Consider the following 14,892-nt stretch of genomic DNA (forward strand, 5'->3'; position numbering starts at 1 on the left):
CCATATCAGCTTCGGGAGAATGAAAAAATGACAACACCCGTAAAGGCCACCGTAGGCCCTCAGGAAAAAGAACTTCTCTTAAATCAGATCCCTTTTTTGAAGGGTAAGAAGATCCTTATTCTCGGCGACGTCGGTTTGGACGAGTACGTCATGGGCCAAGTGCGCCGTATTAGCCCTGAAGCTCCCGTTCCGGTTCTGGAAGTGGAAGAAGAAGATATGCGCTTGGGTTTGGCTGCCAACGTCGCTCAGAACGTTGCCAGTCTGGGTGGGGAAGCAATGTTGATTTCGGTTGTTGGGGATGACACCGGGGCGAATCTTCTGCGCGAGTTGTTTGAAAAGAACGGCGTTAGCTGGGACTACATGATTGTGGATAAGGCTCGCCCGACCACGCGTAAAACCCGTGTGATGGCAAAGCACCATCATTTGGTGCGTGTGGATTATGAGCTTAAAAAATATCTTTCGGCGGAAGCCGAGGCCCGTTTGATTGAGGCCGTGGAAAAGAATGTGGCAAAAGCTGACTGTGTGGTGATTGAAGATTATGCCAAAGGCGTGATCTCTCGTAACGTGGTGGAAAAAGTGGCCGCGATCTGCAAAAAGCACGGTAAAAAGCTGATGGTCGATCCACATCGCAATAACCATGGCTCGTTCTATCAGGGTGTGGATTTAATTAAACCCAATTATGATGAAGCGGTTGTGTTGACGGGCAAGGACTTCAATGATCTTCGCGACAACCCAAATAAAGTGATCGAAGTGGCGCGAGAGCTGCAAAAGATCACAGGAGCGAAGGATGTTGTTCTGACTCGTGGAAAAGATGGCATGACCATCGTTTCCGGCGATGAGATCACAGAGGTTCCGACCTATGCCCGCAAGGTGTTCGATGTGACCGGAGCCGGTGACACCGTTATTGCCACATTAGCGTTGGGTTTGATGTCGGGTCTATCCTTGGTTCATTCTTGCATGTTGGCAAACTATGCGGCGGGTGTGGTTGTTGGCAAAGTAGGCTGTGTGCCTTGTGAAATTCCTGAATTGAAAGAATATATTCAGACAGCGCACTAGGATGGGAGGGCAGATGCAAAAGACCTACACTGTGAATAGCAAGCTTTTGCCATCTGGTTTTCCCCGTGAGTTTGATGCACACATCTACTTTGATAAAGCTCATCGCGAAAAGGCGGAGCACTTCCGTGACGAAGCCATTCGCATGTTTGAAGGTAAAAAAGTTTTCGTGGGTGAGATGATTCCTGAGGCGATTGGTCCTCATCCTGTTCCTATGTTTGAAATCAATTTCCCCAAAGAACATTTTGCTGAAGTGGTCTTGTGGCTTATGCATGAACGAGGCGACCTGTCGGTCCTGGTGCATGAGCTGACCGGGGATGACCTTTATGACCATACCCAGGCGGCCTTGTGGCTGGGGCCTGCGGTTGAGCTCAAATACGATAGATTTAAGTAATCTTCGGGATTTTTTTAGTATTTGGACTGGCGGGATGCCTTTGGAATGCTATACTAGTTGTAACGACCGCAGTTCTTGTCGGGTCGCCCAAGATCCTCGTGACTCAAATTGATACTCGTTAGCTGTTTTCATAGATACTGAACCACAAGTGTTTTTTGTCCCAACAATGTTTCGCCAACAAAGGACATGCTATGAACGTTCAGATTGTATCGTTTCACTGTGTTCTTAAAAACAAGCTGGGTCAGGTCATCAGCTCCACGTACAACCGTGATGTTCTGACGTCGTTGCCGGAAGGTACAGATCATTCTTTGCCGGGGCTATCCGTTGGTCTTAAAAATCTCCGCAAGGGTGAAAAACGTCAGATTGAGCTGAGTGCCGGTGAGGCCTATGGTTTCTATGACACCACCAAGGTGCTGGAACTGGCGCGGGAATCTTTGTCGGGCAGTTCAAAACTGAAAGTAGGGGAAAGTGTTCTGTTTGCCCGTGAAGGCAAGAAGGCTGAAAAGTTTCGGGTGACCGACCTATCCCAAGACCGGATTACTTTGGATGGAAATCATCCTTTGGCAGGGCAGGACCTGATCTTTGAAATCGAGGCTTTGGATGTTCGGGAAGCCACGCCGGAAGAAATTCGCGAGTCACTTCCTGAAGAAGATGACGGAGTCATTCTTCACTGACAAACGGGCGCTGACTGCGGCCGTTCTTTATTTACATCCCATGGCTGAACTTAGCTGTGTCTGATAGGGACTACCCAGCTTTTTAACCAGTTCACAACTGTCGTTGATCTTGTGCGCGCAGACTTTGTAGGTGGGAACACCTTGAACTTGTAGCGTTTGCAGGATTTCAACAGCTGCTGGGCCACTTTGGATATGGCTTCTTAAGAACCAGTTGGTCAGACTGATGGAGCCCAGGCAAAGATCCATATTGATATTCCAAGTCGTCATTTTTTCGATAAAGGCTGGGCATTCATATTCCAGGGCTTGGAAAATCAAGGATTCAATCTGCGGCTGGGTGAGCATTCTTTTAAAACGGGATTCAGAAACAGACTCAAACATCTCGCGATTGCACTGGACGACGGCGGTTTCCATTGTGGAAAAAGAAATCGGGTTGTCTGGTTGAATCAATTGCCAAAGTGCAGTGGAGTTCTTGTAGTCTTCGTCAAAGATACCGACGATTGGCAAAAGCTCATGAAGGGCAAGGAGGTTCTTTTGTTTTTCGCTGAGGAACTTCCAAGCGGTGCGGGATATCACAATTTTGGGTGGAGTCGCCAAGGGCTGATTGATGGCGGCCACCTCGCGTCCATCAAGAATAAGGGTGTCGACAGAAGAAAGCACTACGGTTGCTTTGGCCTCTTCTAAGACTTCGCGTTTGATCGCAGCACCGTTTTCCAGAGGCAGGGTCAGAGGCAGTCGGGCCAAGACAGAATCCAGTACGACCAAGAATTCAGCAACAAAAGGATCGCCGCCGTTGGTTTCCTGTCCGTCCAATGGTGAAGCCGCGGCTGAAAAACTCAAACTCCAGATCAATAGAAATGAAAGGGTGAACTTCATAGAGTCTCCTGGTTGACGGGATAGAATGCGCTGCTGAAGTTATAGACGGCATTCAGCTGGTGCTTTCTTTTTTCCGCCAGGCGATGAATTTTCAGGCGCGCTTCGCGAATGATGTCTTTCATGGCAGGAATATCGTCGGTGTGAATGGCGACGGTCAGCGTGCTGTTGTCGCGTTTTTCCAAAGGAACCTCTTCCAAGGCCTTCTGAGCCATTTCCAAATATTTTTTTTGCAGATTGCGGCGCAGGTCACTGGTGTAGGGGATTTGGACGGTGGTTAGATTCGAAGTTGTATATCCCGGCCCATGAGGGTTCTTGTGAAGAATTTGATGGTTTTCCAGGAATGAAATCGTCTGCTCGATTTTTTCAACGGACATTCCAAAAAGCTCTGCAAGCAACGGAAGATTGCGGGGTGCGTTCGGAAGCTTCAGGGTCTCCAGCAGAATCGGATGGACCCAACTGTAAGTGGATTCAAAAAAATCCGCATTTAATGGATTGAACGAGTGAGTTTCGGTGATAGCATTTTTCAACTCGGCGGTTTCTTCTGATGACAGTTTCAGGCAATCCACCCACTTTTCCACCGTCTCATCTGAAGGAATGCGCAGACCATTGAGAATTTTAGAAAGAGAACTCGGATCTGTCTTAAGTAAGCGGGCAAAGGATCTTAAGGAGAACTTCGGGTTTTTCTCTTGGCGCTTTTTAAGCTGAGATTGCATGAATTTCTGTACAGTCATGGAACACATTAATTCATGACTCTTCCTTGCTTTTAAACAAAAAAGTGCAATAGGCGCTGGAAATGTGGCTTTAAACGAAGCCACATATTGCGCCGCAATGTGCATCTGAGAGCTAGACGAAGGCCTTTTGAAGTGAGCCACGGGCGCTTTTAAATGCATTACGACAACATAACGTGGCGACGAAATCGAGCAACACTGCGATTAATCCGAACCTTTCTTTAGATTATTTAAAAGCAGTACGTATTTTAACAGCGGAGCCCTGAATGAGTTGGGTCAAGATTTTAGCAGCTTTATTTATTCCGGCGATAGGCGTGGGATGCACCATTGAGGCCCGGCTTATTGACATGCACAAGTCCTTGGCGGTCCCAGAGGTTCGGCACGACAGGGATTATCAGAATACAGAAGTGGCTGTTTCCGGCTCTTATCAAGTTCAAGGGCAGATCGCTGAGACTGCAGAAAAGCGAAGCAGTGGGCAGTATACAATGGAAGGGGTGATCTCTTATGAATAGGTCCAAACTTTTTGTGCTGAAGCTGTTGATGTTGCTGTCTTCTTTCGCGCATGCACAGGTTTTGAATGCAAACAAAGGAATCACTTTTCAGGGTGTTATCAAAGACATCTCAAACCCCGCGAATCCAACTTTTCCTACAGTCACCTCCAATGTGGCGGTGCAAATTTTAGGAATTCGCAGCGACGGACATTCCTGTATTTTGTGGGAAGAACTGCACTCGGCGGTTTCAATCGAAAAAGGTTATCTGTATTTGATAGTTGGACGGGGCAATAAAACAGCGACGTCCTCCTTGAGCTTTCAGGATGTCTTCAGTGACAAACCCAAGACCGGGCTTTCCTGCTCCAGTGGTACGACTTACACGCCTTTGGCGACAGATGCCCGCAAACTTCGTGTTGTGGTGAGCAGTCTTAGTATTACGGCCGACTTTAATTTCCGTTCAGCGCCGTTTGCGGTGCAGGCCGAAAACGCAAATAATTCTGAAAAATTGGCAGGGAAATCGGCCGCCGAATTTCTGACAGTCAATGCCGGAGCGGGACTAACGCAAGCTTCAGCGGAAGCGTGGTTTTCGCAGACTGTGTTAATGAATAGTCTGATTAATGGAACCTACAATGCGGCGACTGCCACTTCGATTTCGGGAGTGGTGGCCTTGGCTAACGGGGGAACGGGAGCAACCACAGCCGCAGGTGCGCGTAGCAATCTGGAGCTGGGAACTTTGGCGACTCTTTCTCCGACGGGGACTGCCAACGGCAGCTCTTTCTTACGAGGCGACGGGACTTGGGCATCATTGCCTTCCGCACCGAATTTGGCGGGTGATGTGAGTGGGGCTTCCGGAGCAAACACCGTTGATAAAATCAAAGGTGTTGCCGTAAATGTAACAGCACCAGCGGCTGGAGAATTCTTCCGCTTTTCCGGGGGCGCCTGGATCAACGGAGCTTTGGTAGCTGCAGATATTCCCACCTTGGATTGGAATAAGATCACAACAGGAAAGCCGACGACGTTGGCGGGTTATGGAATTTCAGATGCCGTGAATAAAAACGGCGACACGATGGCCGGGCCTCTGAATATGGCGGGTAATAATATATCTTCAAGCGGATATATTTTGATGAGCCCGCAACGCGCTCTGGGGTTGGGGACTTACACCAATGCTCACGAAACCACTTTGGTGGGTTCGTTAGATGCGACTCACAAGGGTTATACTTGGTACAACAGTGATTCCAACCAGGTGAAGTTCTGGAACGGAGCTGCTGTTCAGACCTTGGGGGTTGCGGGTTCCGGAATAACCAGCATTGGTGGGCAGACCGGAGGAGTACAAGGATTTGCAACAGGCATCGCGGGGACGGCTCCGGTGTGGTCCTCTGGATCTGATACTCACACATTGAATATTCCAATGGCGGCGACGGCAACAGTGACAGCGGGGCTATTGAGCAATACCGACTATGCCGCCTTTACCGCAAAACTTGGGACCGCGACCACTTTTGGTGGCGATGTGACCGGTACTTACAATGCCATCACTTTAAATACGGTTCCTATTGGGAAAGGCGGAACCGGGCAGACCACGGCTGCGGCGGCCTTTGATGCCTTGTCTCCGCTGGCCAGTAAAGGGGATGTGCTTGTTCATAATGGAACGACAAACCAGCGCATGGCGGTGGGTGCGAATGGCAAAGCCCTGATTGCCGACAGCAACGAAACATCCGGAGTGAAGTGGGGCGATATCTTCGCCACGGACTTGCTTTCCATGGTCACCACGGGGATTGTTCAGCGTAACAGTGCTGGTTCCTATTCTGCAGTGACGGTGAACGGGCCTGTGACTTATTCATCCGGAGCTTTGGGACTGAATGTCGGCACAGTTGCTGGCAGTGTTGCAGCCGGGGATGATTCCCGCATCACTGGGGCTTTACAGCGCAGTGGTGGCACGATGGCAGGTGCGATCAACATGGGCGGCCAGGATCTGACTGCCGCAGGTTATGTATTGATCAGCCCGCAACGGGCGCTGGGGTTGGGAACTTACACCAATGCGCAGGAAACAACTTTGGTGGGTTCGTTGAATGGGGCTCACAAGGGCTATGCTTGGTTTAACAGTGACGCCAATCAAGTAAAAATTTGGAACGGAACTGCGGCGCAAGCTTTGGGTATTGCTGGTTCCGGGATCACTTCTTTCGGAGGACAGTCCGGAAACTCACAGTCCTTGGCGATTGGGACGGCTGGAAATTCACCAGCGTGGAGTTCTGCTGCCGACACACACACTTTGAATATTCCCATGGCATCGGCTGCGGGAGTCACTGCCGGTTTGCTGAATAAAACTGACTATGATGCTTTCGCAGCGAAACAACCCGCAGGTAACTATGTAACGGCATTGACGGGAGATGTAACGGCAACAGGACCCGGCTCCGTCGCGGCAACGATAGCCGCAGACGCGGTGACTTCTGCGAAGATCGCCAATGGTACGATTGTCAGTGCAGATATGGATTTCACCGGTGTGAACGGCGCTACGACGTCGTTCGCGATGAAAGACAGTACGGGCAAGTTTTATAGCTTTGCTTGCGCGACCACGGGCCATGTACCGACGTGGACTGTCGCTGGTTTTGCCTGTCAGGCGCCGACGCCTCTGTTGCCGACTTTGAATTCTGGAAACATCTGGGTTGGGAATGGTTCGAACGTGGCCACATCCGTAGCCATGTCTGGAGATGCGACTCTTTCAAATTCTGGCGCTTTGACCTTGGCAACTGTTGCGGTCTCCAAGGGTGGTACGGGGTCTACGTCTTTGACTGCTGGAGGTCTGATTGTAGGTAATGGCACGGGCGCTGTGACGTCTCTGGTCGGCGGGACGGCTGGAAATGTGGTCTATGCATCAGGTCCGGCGGCCTGGGCAAGTGGATCACCCGATGCGGCGGGCCTTGTCGATAAATCATCAACTCAAACTATTGCCGGAGCAAAGACCTTTACGAACTCTGTGCAAATGGCCGCGCAAAATCAGATGCGTTTCGCCGATTCAGATTCATCGCACTATATCGCCGTTCGTGCGCCGTCGACAGTGTCGTCTAATGTGATTTTGACTTTGCCGCAAACGGCCGGTTCGTCGGGGCAGGTGCTTTCAACAGATGGAACGGGGGGCTTGGCGTGGTCTACGCCCGCTAGTGGTGCGGCGTTGTCGGCACTGACTGCAGCGACCGCAACCAATACCATAGACAACTTGAACTTCGCCCAAACCTGGAACTGGTCAACTGCGACAACGCAAAATCCGATGACAATAAGTGCTAATGCTTTGTCGACGGGCTCGATTTTAAGACTTACGACGTCCAATGGTTCAGTCAATTCAACAAATGGTCTTTTGTATGTGGCCAATACAGGAGCATCGACCAATGGGAAAATTGCCAGAATTCAGTCTAATTCAACGGCTGGTAGTGGGCTGACAGTTCTAGCGAATGGAAATGTGGGAATTGGAACAAGTACACCTGGTCACCTGCTAAACTTAAGTGCACCGATGCCCGAACTCAGAGTTGAATCAACAAACTCATCGCTGATGGGAAGTTTTGATTTATCAAACGATGGTGCGGATATGCTTTCGTTCCGGCTTCAAGGGACAGCAGTGACAGGCAACTATCTCGGTGTTCCGCAAGCTGGGATGGGGGTTTTGGCCTATTCAGGTTTGCAAGCGTTTGCAATCTCCAGTTCCGCCGCGCCCATTGTGTTTGGAACAAATGGTTCGGAGCGTGTTCGTATTGCCGCGAACGGTAACGTTGGTGTCGGTACAGGGGTGCCAGGTTCGGCTTTGGATGTAAAAGGTGAAATCAGAACATCCGGAACGACTTCTGGCTATTCAGGATTCAGAGCTCCAGCTTCCGGTAATAATATCACTTACACTTTGCCAGGAGCAGACGGCAGCGCCAACCAGGTTCTGACGACGAATGGATCAGGCACACTTTCGTGGACGACGCCGGCGGCAGGAGGCATCACGTCACTGGGTGGTTTGACCGCGGCAACGCAAACGTTTGCTGTTGGTACAGCGGGGACAGCGCCAGCCTTCAGCTCAGCGACCAGCACGCATACTTTGAATATTCCGATGGCGTCGGCAGCCTCAGTGACCGCCGGTCTGATCAGCAAGTCAGACTATGACACCTTCAACGGCAAGCTGTCGGCTTCGATTACATCTCCTTTGGCGGGACAACATATTCGATATAATGGATCTGCGTGGGTGAATTCTTTGGTGGCATTGTCGTCAGATGTAACAGGGACTTTGTCCATTGCCAACGGCGGTACCGGCGCCACCAGCGCGGGATCGGCCCGGACAAGTTTGGGCATCGGATCTGCCGGTACAAAAGACACAGGGGCAGTTTCTGGAAATGTGCCTTTGGTGGGGGTCTCGGGGATCACGGCGAACAAGATGTGTACTGCCGATGGGACCAGCTCAATTATTTGTAATACCGACATCCCTTCCAGTCAGTGGATCAGTTCGGCTTCTGATATTTACTTCAACACCGGCAAGGTGGCCATCGGGGCTGCGGGTGCGGACCGCAATCTTTCGGTGGTAAACAATTCCTCGGGGCAAGGGACGATCAGCGTTCAGAACAATCACGGCAGTGGTGTGAGCTCGGTTGAGTTCTTTAATACAGGGGGCGGCTCAGAAGGATTTGTGGGTTGGGGGAACAGCAGTGCCAGTGGCGTCTCCAATACGGTTGTTCTTGGTTCTAACGGAGTTCGCCAGATCGCACTGTTTACCAATAACACAAAGGTTTTAACTGCGTTTCCGGCAGGTAATGTCGGTATTGGTGTTTCTGGCGATCCAGGGGTGAAGCTGAAGGTCAACGGAACCATCGCTTCGAATCAGGTAAGTGATGCCAGTCCGACTAGTTTTGATCTTTCACTTGGAAACTCCCAGCACACTTCGACAGGATGTTCCGGGGCTTCATGGGACCTGCAAAACATGGTGGAAGGTGCGACGTACACCATTGCTGTCCAGAACAACACGCACACGGGGGCTTGCAACTTCACTAATTCTGGTTCGACATTCCGTTATCAGCCGAGCAATGCGACTCCGGCCCCAGGGCATGTGATTTATTCCTTTATGAAGGTGGGCACAGTTGTTTATGTCTCGTGGATCGAAGGATTCAACTAAGTGTCTGAAAGCGGGGGAGAAATGTTTAAAAAGGCTGTGATGCTTCTTTCATTCATCTCGGTGCTGGTATCGCCAATGGGCTCTTTGGGATTTGGTAGAGGCGCATTTTGGCAAAAAAAGTATGTCGGGCTGCAACTTCTTGCAGGTCAGTTCCAAGCATCCGCCATGATAAACGGGCCCTTGAGCTTAGCCAGGTTTCGCGACCCTCGTGCGGTCGCCGTCAATGCGGCGGGCGACATCTTTATCGTAGACAGCAGTGCCTCTGTCATTCGTAAGATTTCTAATGGATTTGTTACGACTTTTGCCGGGAAGCTTGGTGTTTTTGGACATGTGAATGGAACGGGTGAAAATGCCCGGTTTGACTATCCGAAGGCAATCGCCATCGATGGAGCTGGAAATCTATTTGTAACTGAAGGAAATACATCCACCATCCGCAAGATCACCCCGGGGGGTGTCGTGACGACGGTGGCGGGATCGCCTGGAAATACCGGAAGCGAAGACGGGACCGGATCTGCGGCAAGATTCAACGACCCGGAGGGTATAGTATTGGCGGCGGACGGCAATTTTTATATCGCGGATAAAAACAACAGTATGATTCGTAAGATGACTCCAGCGGGGGTGGTGACGACTTTCGCCGGAAGCGAAACTGCTGGCTGTGCTGATGGGACCGGAGTGGCAGCGCAGTTCAGTTATCCGACAGGAATCGCTTCTGACTCTGCGGGGAATATTTTCGTAGCCTGTTCGACGTGTGCGACTATTCGTAAAATTACCCCGGCCGGGGTTGTAACAACTTTTGCAGGACAAGCTTATTCCAATGGTGCGGTTGATGGGACTGGTACGGCGACCCGATTTAACTGGCCGGTGGGGCTTACCATCGACAGTTCTGACAACTTGTATGTGGCCGACTATGGCAATTCTGCGATTCGCAAAATCACACCTTCGGCAGTGGTCAGCAATGTTGCCGGGGCTTACGGTGATTATGGTGCAGAAGATGGCACAGGGACCGCAGCGAAATTTTCCGGTCCTACGGGCATAGGCATGGATGGAGCCGGGAACCTGATAGTCACTGATTCAGACAATTCGACAATTCGTAAGATCACGCCCGCACGTGTTGTGACCTTGGTGGCAGGGAGCTTCAGCTGGGGCGGAGACGGTTCAGTGGATGGGACAGGGACCACCGCGCTGTTTTCTGCCCCGGAAGGTATCACGGCGGATTCTGCCGGTAATATCTATGTCGCAGACACGGCGAACAGAACTATCCGAAAGGTCACCCCCTCAGGAGTGGTAACCACCATTGCAGGAAGTCCCGGGCTGGCTGGAGATGCCGACGGAACAGGTTCGGCAGCCCGCTTCAGCTATCCCACAAGCTTAAGTATGGCAGAGGACGGCAATATCTACGTTGCCGACGAATATCGCATTAGAAAGGTCACTCCAGCGGGTGTGGTGACCACGTTGGCGGGAAGCTATAATAATTCCGGATTCGCTGACGGGACGGGGGCTGCGGCCCGTTTTGCTGGAGTGGCTGGAATCGCCAGTGATGGGGCTGGCAATCTTTTTGTCTCTGATTCGGGCAATTACGTCATTAGAAAGGTCACGCTTGCAGGGGTTGTAACGACATTTGCAGGACAGGTGGGAGTTCAAGGGAGCACGAACGGTACAGGAACCGGCGCAACCTTTTCCAATGTTAGGGGGATCACAGTTTCCTCTTCCGGACATATTTTTGTTGCCGATACAGACAACCACATCATTCGCAAGATCACTTCGGCGGGGGTCGTGACCACTTTTGCCGGTGCGGCCGGCCAGGGTGCAAGTACTGACGGAACGGGCAGTGGTGCGCGTTTTTCTCAACCCCATTCCCTGGCTTCAGACTCTGCAGGCAATATTTATACTGCGGAATGGGGTGAACCGATAATTCGCAAGATCACTCCAGGTGCGGTTGTCACTACCATCGCTGGGTTGCGAAGCACAGCTCCTGGGTATACGGGAGCTCCGTCAAATGGAAGCAAGGATTCAGAAGTTGGCTCGGCTTTCGGTCTTGTTGTGTCAGGGCGAAAAATCTTTTTCGTGGGCGAAAATACTGTCAAGTGGGTGCCACGCCCCTAGGGGCTTATTTGTACTTTCCAAAAATTCTGTCCAGTGTGCCATTCGACTTTACTTCAGCAATGGCACGATTCAATTCAGAAATCTTCAGTGGTGAGTCTCGGCGCAGCCAACAGCGCACCGGGATTTCCTCGGTGACAAGTCCACGTCTTTGAATCTTTGAACTTTTGTGGCGCTTAAGATAATAAGCCAAATGTATCTCTTCAACCACCGCATAGCTAAAGCGTGAAGCATCCAGCTTTTGCAGGTTGGCATCTTCGTTCGGGGAGTCGTCCCGAATAAGTGTTCCTGCATTAAAGCTGTCTTGAAGCGCCGGGTAGCGATACTTTAACACCGTTCCGACTCGTTGTTTTTTCAGTTGATCCAAAGACTTTACCGCCGCGGTATTTGAAACAATCAGATTTTTTGAAATAAAAAGAGGTTCCGACCAAAACACGTCGGCCTCGCTAACCTGGGCCCATTCACGGGAAGTATAGCAATTCAGATCAATTCTGTTTTTTTGGGAATACTCGCGAATTCGGAATTTCGGCAGGACAAGAATGTCAATTTGCCGTCCCAGCTCTGCAGCCAGTGCGCGCATATAGTCAGCGGTAATTCCCTTTGGAGATGCCGCCGAATCTGCAAAATACCATGGCGCCGACATATTTTCCCCAATCACGGTTTTTAACGGTGAAGAGGCCTGTGTCTGCAGGTGAAAAACGGAAACAAAAATAAAGGCGAAAAGTTTTCGGAATGGCACTCCCTATCTTAGTCACTAAAATAAGGAACTTCAACTATTCCGCGAAATCCTTTCCGAGCTGAAATGGAAGAGATAAGGGTTCGAATCGCGCCGATGTTTTTGCCTTTGGATCCCAGTATTTGTCCAATGCATTCTTTTTTGCAGCCGACGTGATATACGGTGGTTCTTTCTCCAACCTCGATATCAATGGACAGGCTTGAACTGTCTGTGACCAGTTCAGTCAGTAACCCCAGAATCAGTTTGCGTCCGTTTTCCCGTTCTGCTGCAAGATCAGTCGAAGACGGGGACACATCCACTTTGGGTGCTGAAGAAGATGAAGAGGCGGATCTGGTAATAATTTTCGGCAAACTCATAGAACTCCCGCAATAACAGTTGCTCTTTAAAGAGTATGCGGGTTTGCAGAAACAATCATGACTGAAGCAGCAAAAACGAGACCTTGTCGACGGTAAACTGAGGCTTTGGGTTAAGCCCCGAACGTTCGTTCAGGGATTCTTTTCGATTGCTGAAAGCGCCGTCCAGATCAGCAGTCCGCCTCCAGAGAAGCTGACCAGGTCCCTTGCTGAGTGCGGCAGCAATCGCACTTCCGGCTTTTGGTTGCGGGGATTGGTGCGAATTTCAAGACGGGCGCGGGAATAATGGCCCGGATTTTCGGGATCGATAAATAATATTTCCTGAGTTGCCGAGTCTGCAGCGACCTTCAGGACGAAGTGAAAACCGCGGATCTCGTTTTCATCCAGAATAGGAATTCCCATATCACGACCACCCTCTCGATCACCGCCAATGCGCGGGCTGCGGCCGCGTCCCATCGGCGGTTGCACCGGTCGAGGACGGGAGTCATAGCGCAGCAGCAGAATCTGTGGTTCGGAAGACAGCAGATCAGAAACCGTCAGGTCAGTGCCACCAAAGTGACGGCCTTTTCCACCGTAGTGGTTGTTTCGTCCCGTCAGTTGATCCAGATTCTTCAAGTATTGCACCAGTTGCGGTTCGATCAGCCCCTGATTCACATCGGTGCCCTGGGTTAGACTGACACTTGCGGCCTGGGCCAAAAGGTCAATCTGCTGGGACTTTGAAAGTGACTTTTTTTCAAGCTGCAACCAGTTGATCGCACTTGCGGGACCACATAATGAACTGGGGCGGGAATGAGGAATCACTCCTCGCAGATAGAGTTCATCATCATTCTGGTTCAGCATCAGCGCAGACAACTGGCTTTCGTGGGGAAGTTCAAGTGCGGCGAAGGCCAGATTGAAACCAAACAGGAAAATTGCCAACAGTGTTAAGCGCATTTGGACCTCTTAAACAGCCACGCATAGCTGTTCACCATTATGAAGGATCCCACCAGAAAGACAGAGCCAGCCAGGATCGCATTTTGAATGCCGAAGAAATCAGTCAGTTTGCCAATTCCGACGTGCATCAGGATCAGCATCAGAGAATCCGTGGTCATCATGTAAGTCACAGCTGTGTCGAGATCTTCCGGAAACTCGGATGAAATCCACGAAATCGCCAAGGGGTAAAAAGGTGCGATGGCGAGGCCCGTTCCCGCAAGGAACAGAGGATGAATATAGATGCCTGCCAGCAGCACCATCAAACAGATCACGGCAGAGGCCGACAGCAGAAAACGCGCCGTTTGACGGAAGCGAATCACAGCAAAAGCAAAACGTCCCAGCACCATGCAGACAAAGAAGTAAGTCACATAGATGCTGGAAGCCTCCATGGAATAGTTCCAGGTTCGTTGCATATACAGAGCCAGGCGCGAGGACACCATGATCTCCGCAGCAACTGCGAAGCTTAGCATGATGGCCAGGAACAACTGGGGCTTCAGGTTTTTCTTTTTGTTCGCGCGGTGCTGGTCGTCCGTCACTGAAGAGCGTGTGTGCAGGGACTTGTGACTTGAATGAAACATGTAAAGGTAAAGTGCTATCGGACCCACTGTGGCGGCGGCAAAGGTCCATCTCCAGCTTCCGGTCAGGTACTCAATGGCGGCGGCCATTAACGGAGCCACCAAGCTGGCAAGGCCATACATGGTGTGAAGGCCCGCCAGCATCTGCTGCTTGCGCTCCGGACTGGAACCCATCGGAACCAGAACGTTGGGAACAAGGCCTAAAATCCCCATGCTGAAGCCAAATCCGAAACTGAAGATCAAAAACACCGGGAAGATCGGGGATGCCGCAAGCCCCAGCAGGGAAATGATCAACCCCAGAGTGCCGGCCTTCAAAACGGTCAAACGGTCATAGCGACGCAGAAGATAGCGGCAGGCATAACTGGAAATCAAACCCGAAATGTTTGAGAAGGCAAACATCAGGGATCCCATGCCGTCGCTGACCCCGAATTGCTTCAGAATCTCTGGAAAAAGGGGGCCTCGGATGTTGTCGGTAAGGCCGAAAACAAACAAGCTGGCATAGGACAGGAAAATAAAGGGCCAAATCATGTTCGCCAATATAGAGATGCGCCGGGGAAAAACAAGGGGCCCCCGGGGGGCACTGGATTCTTTGCAGTATTGGTCAGGGCTTAGGCAGATGGTGTAAGAATTCCTGAAAAAGACTCTGAAGGCGCTCTATTGGGCCCCCAATTATATGAAATCCCTAGGAAAAGGGGGGTGCTTGTGCTACAAACGCCGCACACATAATCCTTTAACCAACGGGATCAGCCTTAGTGAAGGTAAGGTCCCAGCTGTAACAAGCACGGCTGTAACAAGCCAAGGAGCCCGAA

At 51.0% G+C, this 14,892-nt stretch carries 12 protein-coding genes; 6 read left to right on the plus strand and 6 right to left on the minus strand.

Features of this window, described 5'->3' with window-relative positions; all coding sequences use genetic code 11:
- The first annotated feature begins 27 nt into the window (after window positions 1–27).
- From rfaE1 to ACES2G_RS03150, 3 genes are all read left to right on the plus strand, one after another.
- Complete coding sequence (rfaE1, locus tag ACES2G_RS03140; protein WP_374001315.1) at window positions 28–1,056, plus strand: D-glycero-beta-D-manno-heptose-7-phosphate kinase; 1,029 nt, start codon at window positions 28–30, stop codon at window positions 1,054–1,056.
- 13 nt (window positions 1,057–1,069) lie between these two features.
- Window positions 1,070–1,447 (plus strand): DOPA 4,5-dioxygenase family protein, encoded by a 378-nt coding sequence (locus ACES2G_RS03145; RefSeq protein WP_374001316.1) that lies wholly within the window; start codon window positions 1,070–1,072, stop codon window positions 1,445–1,447.
- 191 nt (window positions 1,448–1,638) lie between these two features.
- Entirely contained in the window at window positions 1,639–2,121 is a 483-nt protein-coding gene (locus ACES2G_RS03150; protein ID WP_374001317.1) for a peptidylprolyl isomerase, read from the plus strand.
- 27 nt (window positions 2,122–2,148) lie between these two features.
- On the opposite strand, the gene ACES2G_RS03155 is transcribed toward ACES2G_RS03150, so the two are convergent.
- Window positions 2,149–2,994 carry a hypothetical protein gene (locus ACES2G_RS03155; RefSeq protein ID WP_374001318.1) on the minus strand — a complete coding sequence of 282 codons (846 nt, stop codon included), beginning with the start codon at window positions 2,992–2,994 and terminating at the stop codon, window positions 2,149–2,151.
- Window positions 2,991–3,725 carry a TIGR02147 family protein gene (locus tag ACES2G_RS03160; protein WP_374001319.1) on the minus strand — a complete coding sequence of 245 codons (735 nt, stop codon included), beginning with the start codon at window positions 3,723–3,725 and terminating at the stop codon, window positions 2,991–2,993. Before ACES2G_RS03160 ends, ACES2G_RS03155 begins: the two co-directional genes overlap by 4 nt.
- A 263-nt stretch (window positions 3,726–3,988) precedes the next feature.
- Here ACES2G_RS03160 and ACES2G_RS03165 point away from each other — a divergent pair, with 263 nt between their 5' ends.
- Genes ACES2G_RS03165 through ACES2G_RS03175 form a run of 3 tightly spaced genes read left to right on the plus strand, consistent with a single transcriptional unit; the run spans window position 3,989 to window position 11,450 of the window.
- Window positions 3,989–4,234, plus strand: coding sequence for a hypothetical protein (locus ACES2G_RS03165; protein WP_374001320.1), 246 nt, complete (start codon window positions 3,989–3,991; stop codon window positions 4,232–4,234).
- Entirely contained in the window at window positions 4,227–9,347 is a 5,121-nt protein-coding gene (locus tag ACES2G_RS03170; protein WP_374001321.1) for a beta strand repeat-containing protein, read from the plus strand. Before ACES2G_RS03165 ends, ACES2G_RS03170 begins: the two co-directional genes overlap by 8 nt.
- 21 nt (window positions 9,348–9,368) lie before the next feature.
- Window positions 9,369–11,450, plus strand: coding sequence for a hypothetical protein (locus ACES2G_RS03175; RefSeq protein ID WP_374001322.1), 2,082 nt, complete (start codon window positions 9,369–9,371; stop codon window positions 11,448–11,450).
- Between the two features lie 4 nt (window positions 11,451–11,454).
- On the opposite strand, the gene ACES2G_RS03180 is transcribed toward ACES2G_RS03175, so the two are convergent.
- The 4 genes from ACES2G_RS03180 to ACES2G_RS03195 all read right to left on the minus strand — a co-directional run bounded on the left by ACES2G_RS03180 (window position 11,455) and on the right by ACES2G_RS03195 (window position 14,611).
- Window positions 11,455–12,090 (minus strand): substrate-binding periplasmic protein, encoded by a 636-nt coding sequence (locus ACES2G_RS03180; protein WP_374001323.1) that lies wholly within the window; start codon window positions 12,088–12,090, stop codon window positions 11,455–11,457.
- Window positions 12,091–12,194: 104 nt separating this feature from the next.
- Entirely contained in the window at window positions 12,195–12,539 is a 345-nt protein-coding gene (locus ACES2G_RS03185) for a KH domain-containing protein (RefSeq protein WP_374001324.1), read from the minus strand.
- Window positions 12,540–12,668: 129 nt separating this feature from the next.
- Window positions 12,669–13,469, minus strand: a complete 801-nt coding sequence (locus ACES2G_RS03190) for a hypothetical protein (protein WP_347359062.1) — start codon at window positions 13,467–13,469, stop codon at window positions 12,669–12,671.
- Window positions 13,460–14,611 (minus strand): MFS transporter, encoded by a 1,152-nt coding sequence (locus ACES2G_RS03195; RefSeq protein WP_347359063.1) that lies wholly within the window; start codon window positions 14,609–14,611, stop codon window positions 13,460–13,462. The genes ACES2G_RS03190 and ACES2G_RS03195 overlap by 10 nt, the downstream gene beginning before the upstream one ends.
- Between the last annotated feature and the right edge of the window lie 281 nt (window positions 14,612–14,892).

The sequence above is a fragment of the Bdellovibrio bacteriovorus genome, from assembly GCF_041888015.1.
Lineage (GTDB): Bacteria > Bdellovibrionota > Bdellovibrionia > Bdellovibrionales > Bdellovibrionaceae > Bdellovibrio.

Coding starts and splice junctions, on each gene's coding strand:
- ACES2G_RS03185 (WP_374001324.1), bottom strand. CDS start 12,539: ATGAGTTTGCCGAAAATTATTACCAGATCCGCCTCTTCATCTTCTTCA.
- rfaE1 (WP_374001315.1), top strand. CDS start 28: ATGACAACACCCGTAAAGGCCACCGTAGGCCCTCAGGAAAAAGAACTT.
- ACES2G_RS03195 (WP_347359063.1), bottom strand. CDS start 14,611: ATGATTTGGCCCTTTATTTTCCTGTCCTATGCCAGCTTGTTTGTTTTC.
- ACES2G_RS03175 (WP_374001322.1), top strand. CDS start 9,369: ATGTTTAAAAAGGCTGTGATGCTTCTTTCATTCATCTCGGTGCTGGTA.
- ACES2G_RS03170 (WP_374001321.1), top strand. CDS start 4,227: ATGAATAGGTCCAAACTTTTTGTGCTGAAGCTGTTGATGTTGCTGTCT.
- ACES2G_RS03165 (WP_374001320.1), top strand. CDS start 3,989: ATGAGTTGGGTCAAGATTTTAGCAGCTTTATTTATTCCGGCGATAGGC.
- ACES2G_RS03145 (WP_374001316.1), top strand. CDS start 1,070: ATGCAAAAGACCTACACTGTGAATAGCAAGCTTTTGCCATCTGGTTTT.
- ACES2G_RS03150 (WP_374001317.1), top strand. CDS start 1,639: ATGAACGTTCAGATTGTATCGTTTCACTGTGTTCTTAAAAACAAGCTG.
- ACES2G_RS03160 (WP_374001319.1), bottom strand. CDS start 3,725: ATGACTGTACAGAAATTCATGCAATCTCAGCTTAAAAAGCGCCAAGAG.
- ACES2G_RS03155 (WP_374001318.1), bottom strand. CDS start 2,994: ATGAAGTTCACCCTTTCATTTCTATTGATCTGGAGTTTGAGTTTTTCA.
- ACES2G_RS03180 (WP_374001323.1), bottom strand. CDS start 12,090: ATGTCGGCGCCATGGTATTTTGCAGATTCGGCGGCATCTCCAAAGGGA.
- ACES2G_RS03190 (WP_347359062.1), bottom strand. CDS start 13,469: ATGCGCTTAACACTGTTGGCAATTTTCCTGTTTGGTTTCAATCTGGCC.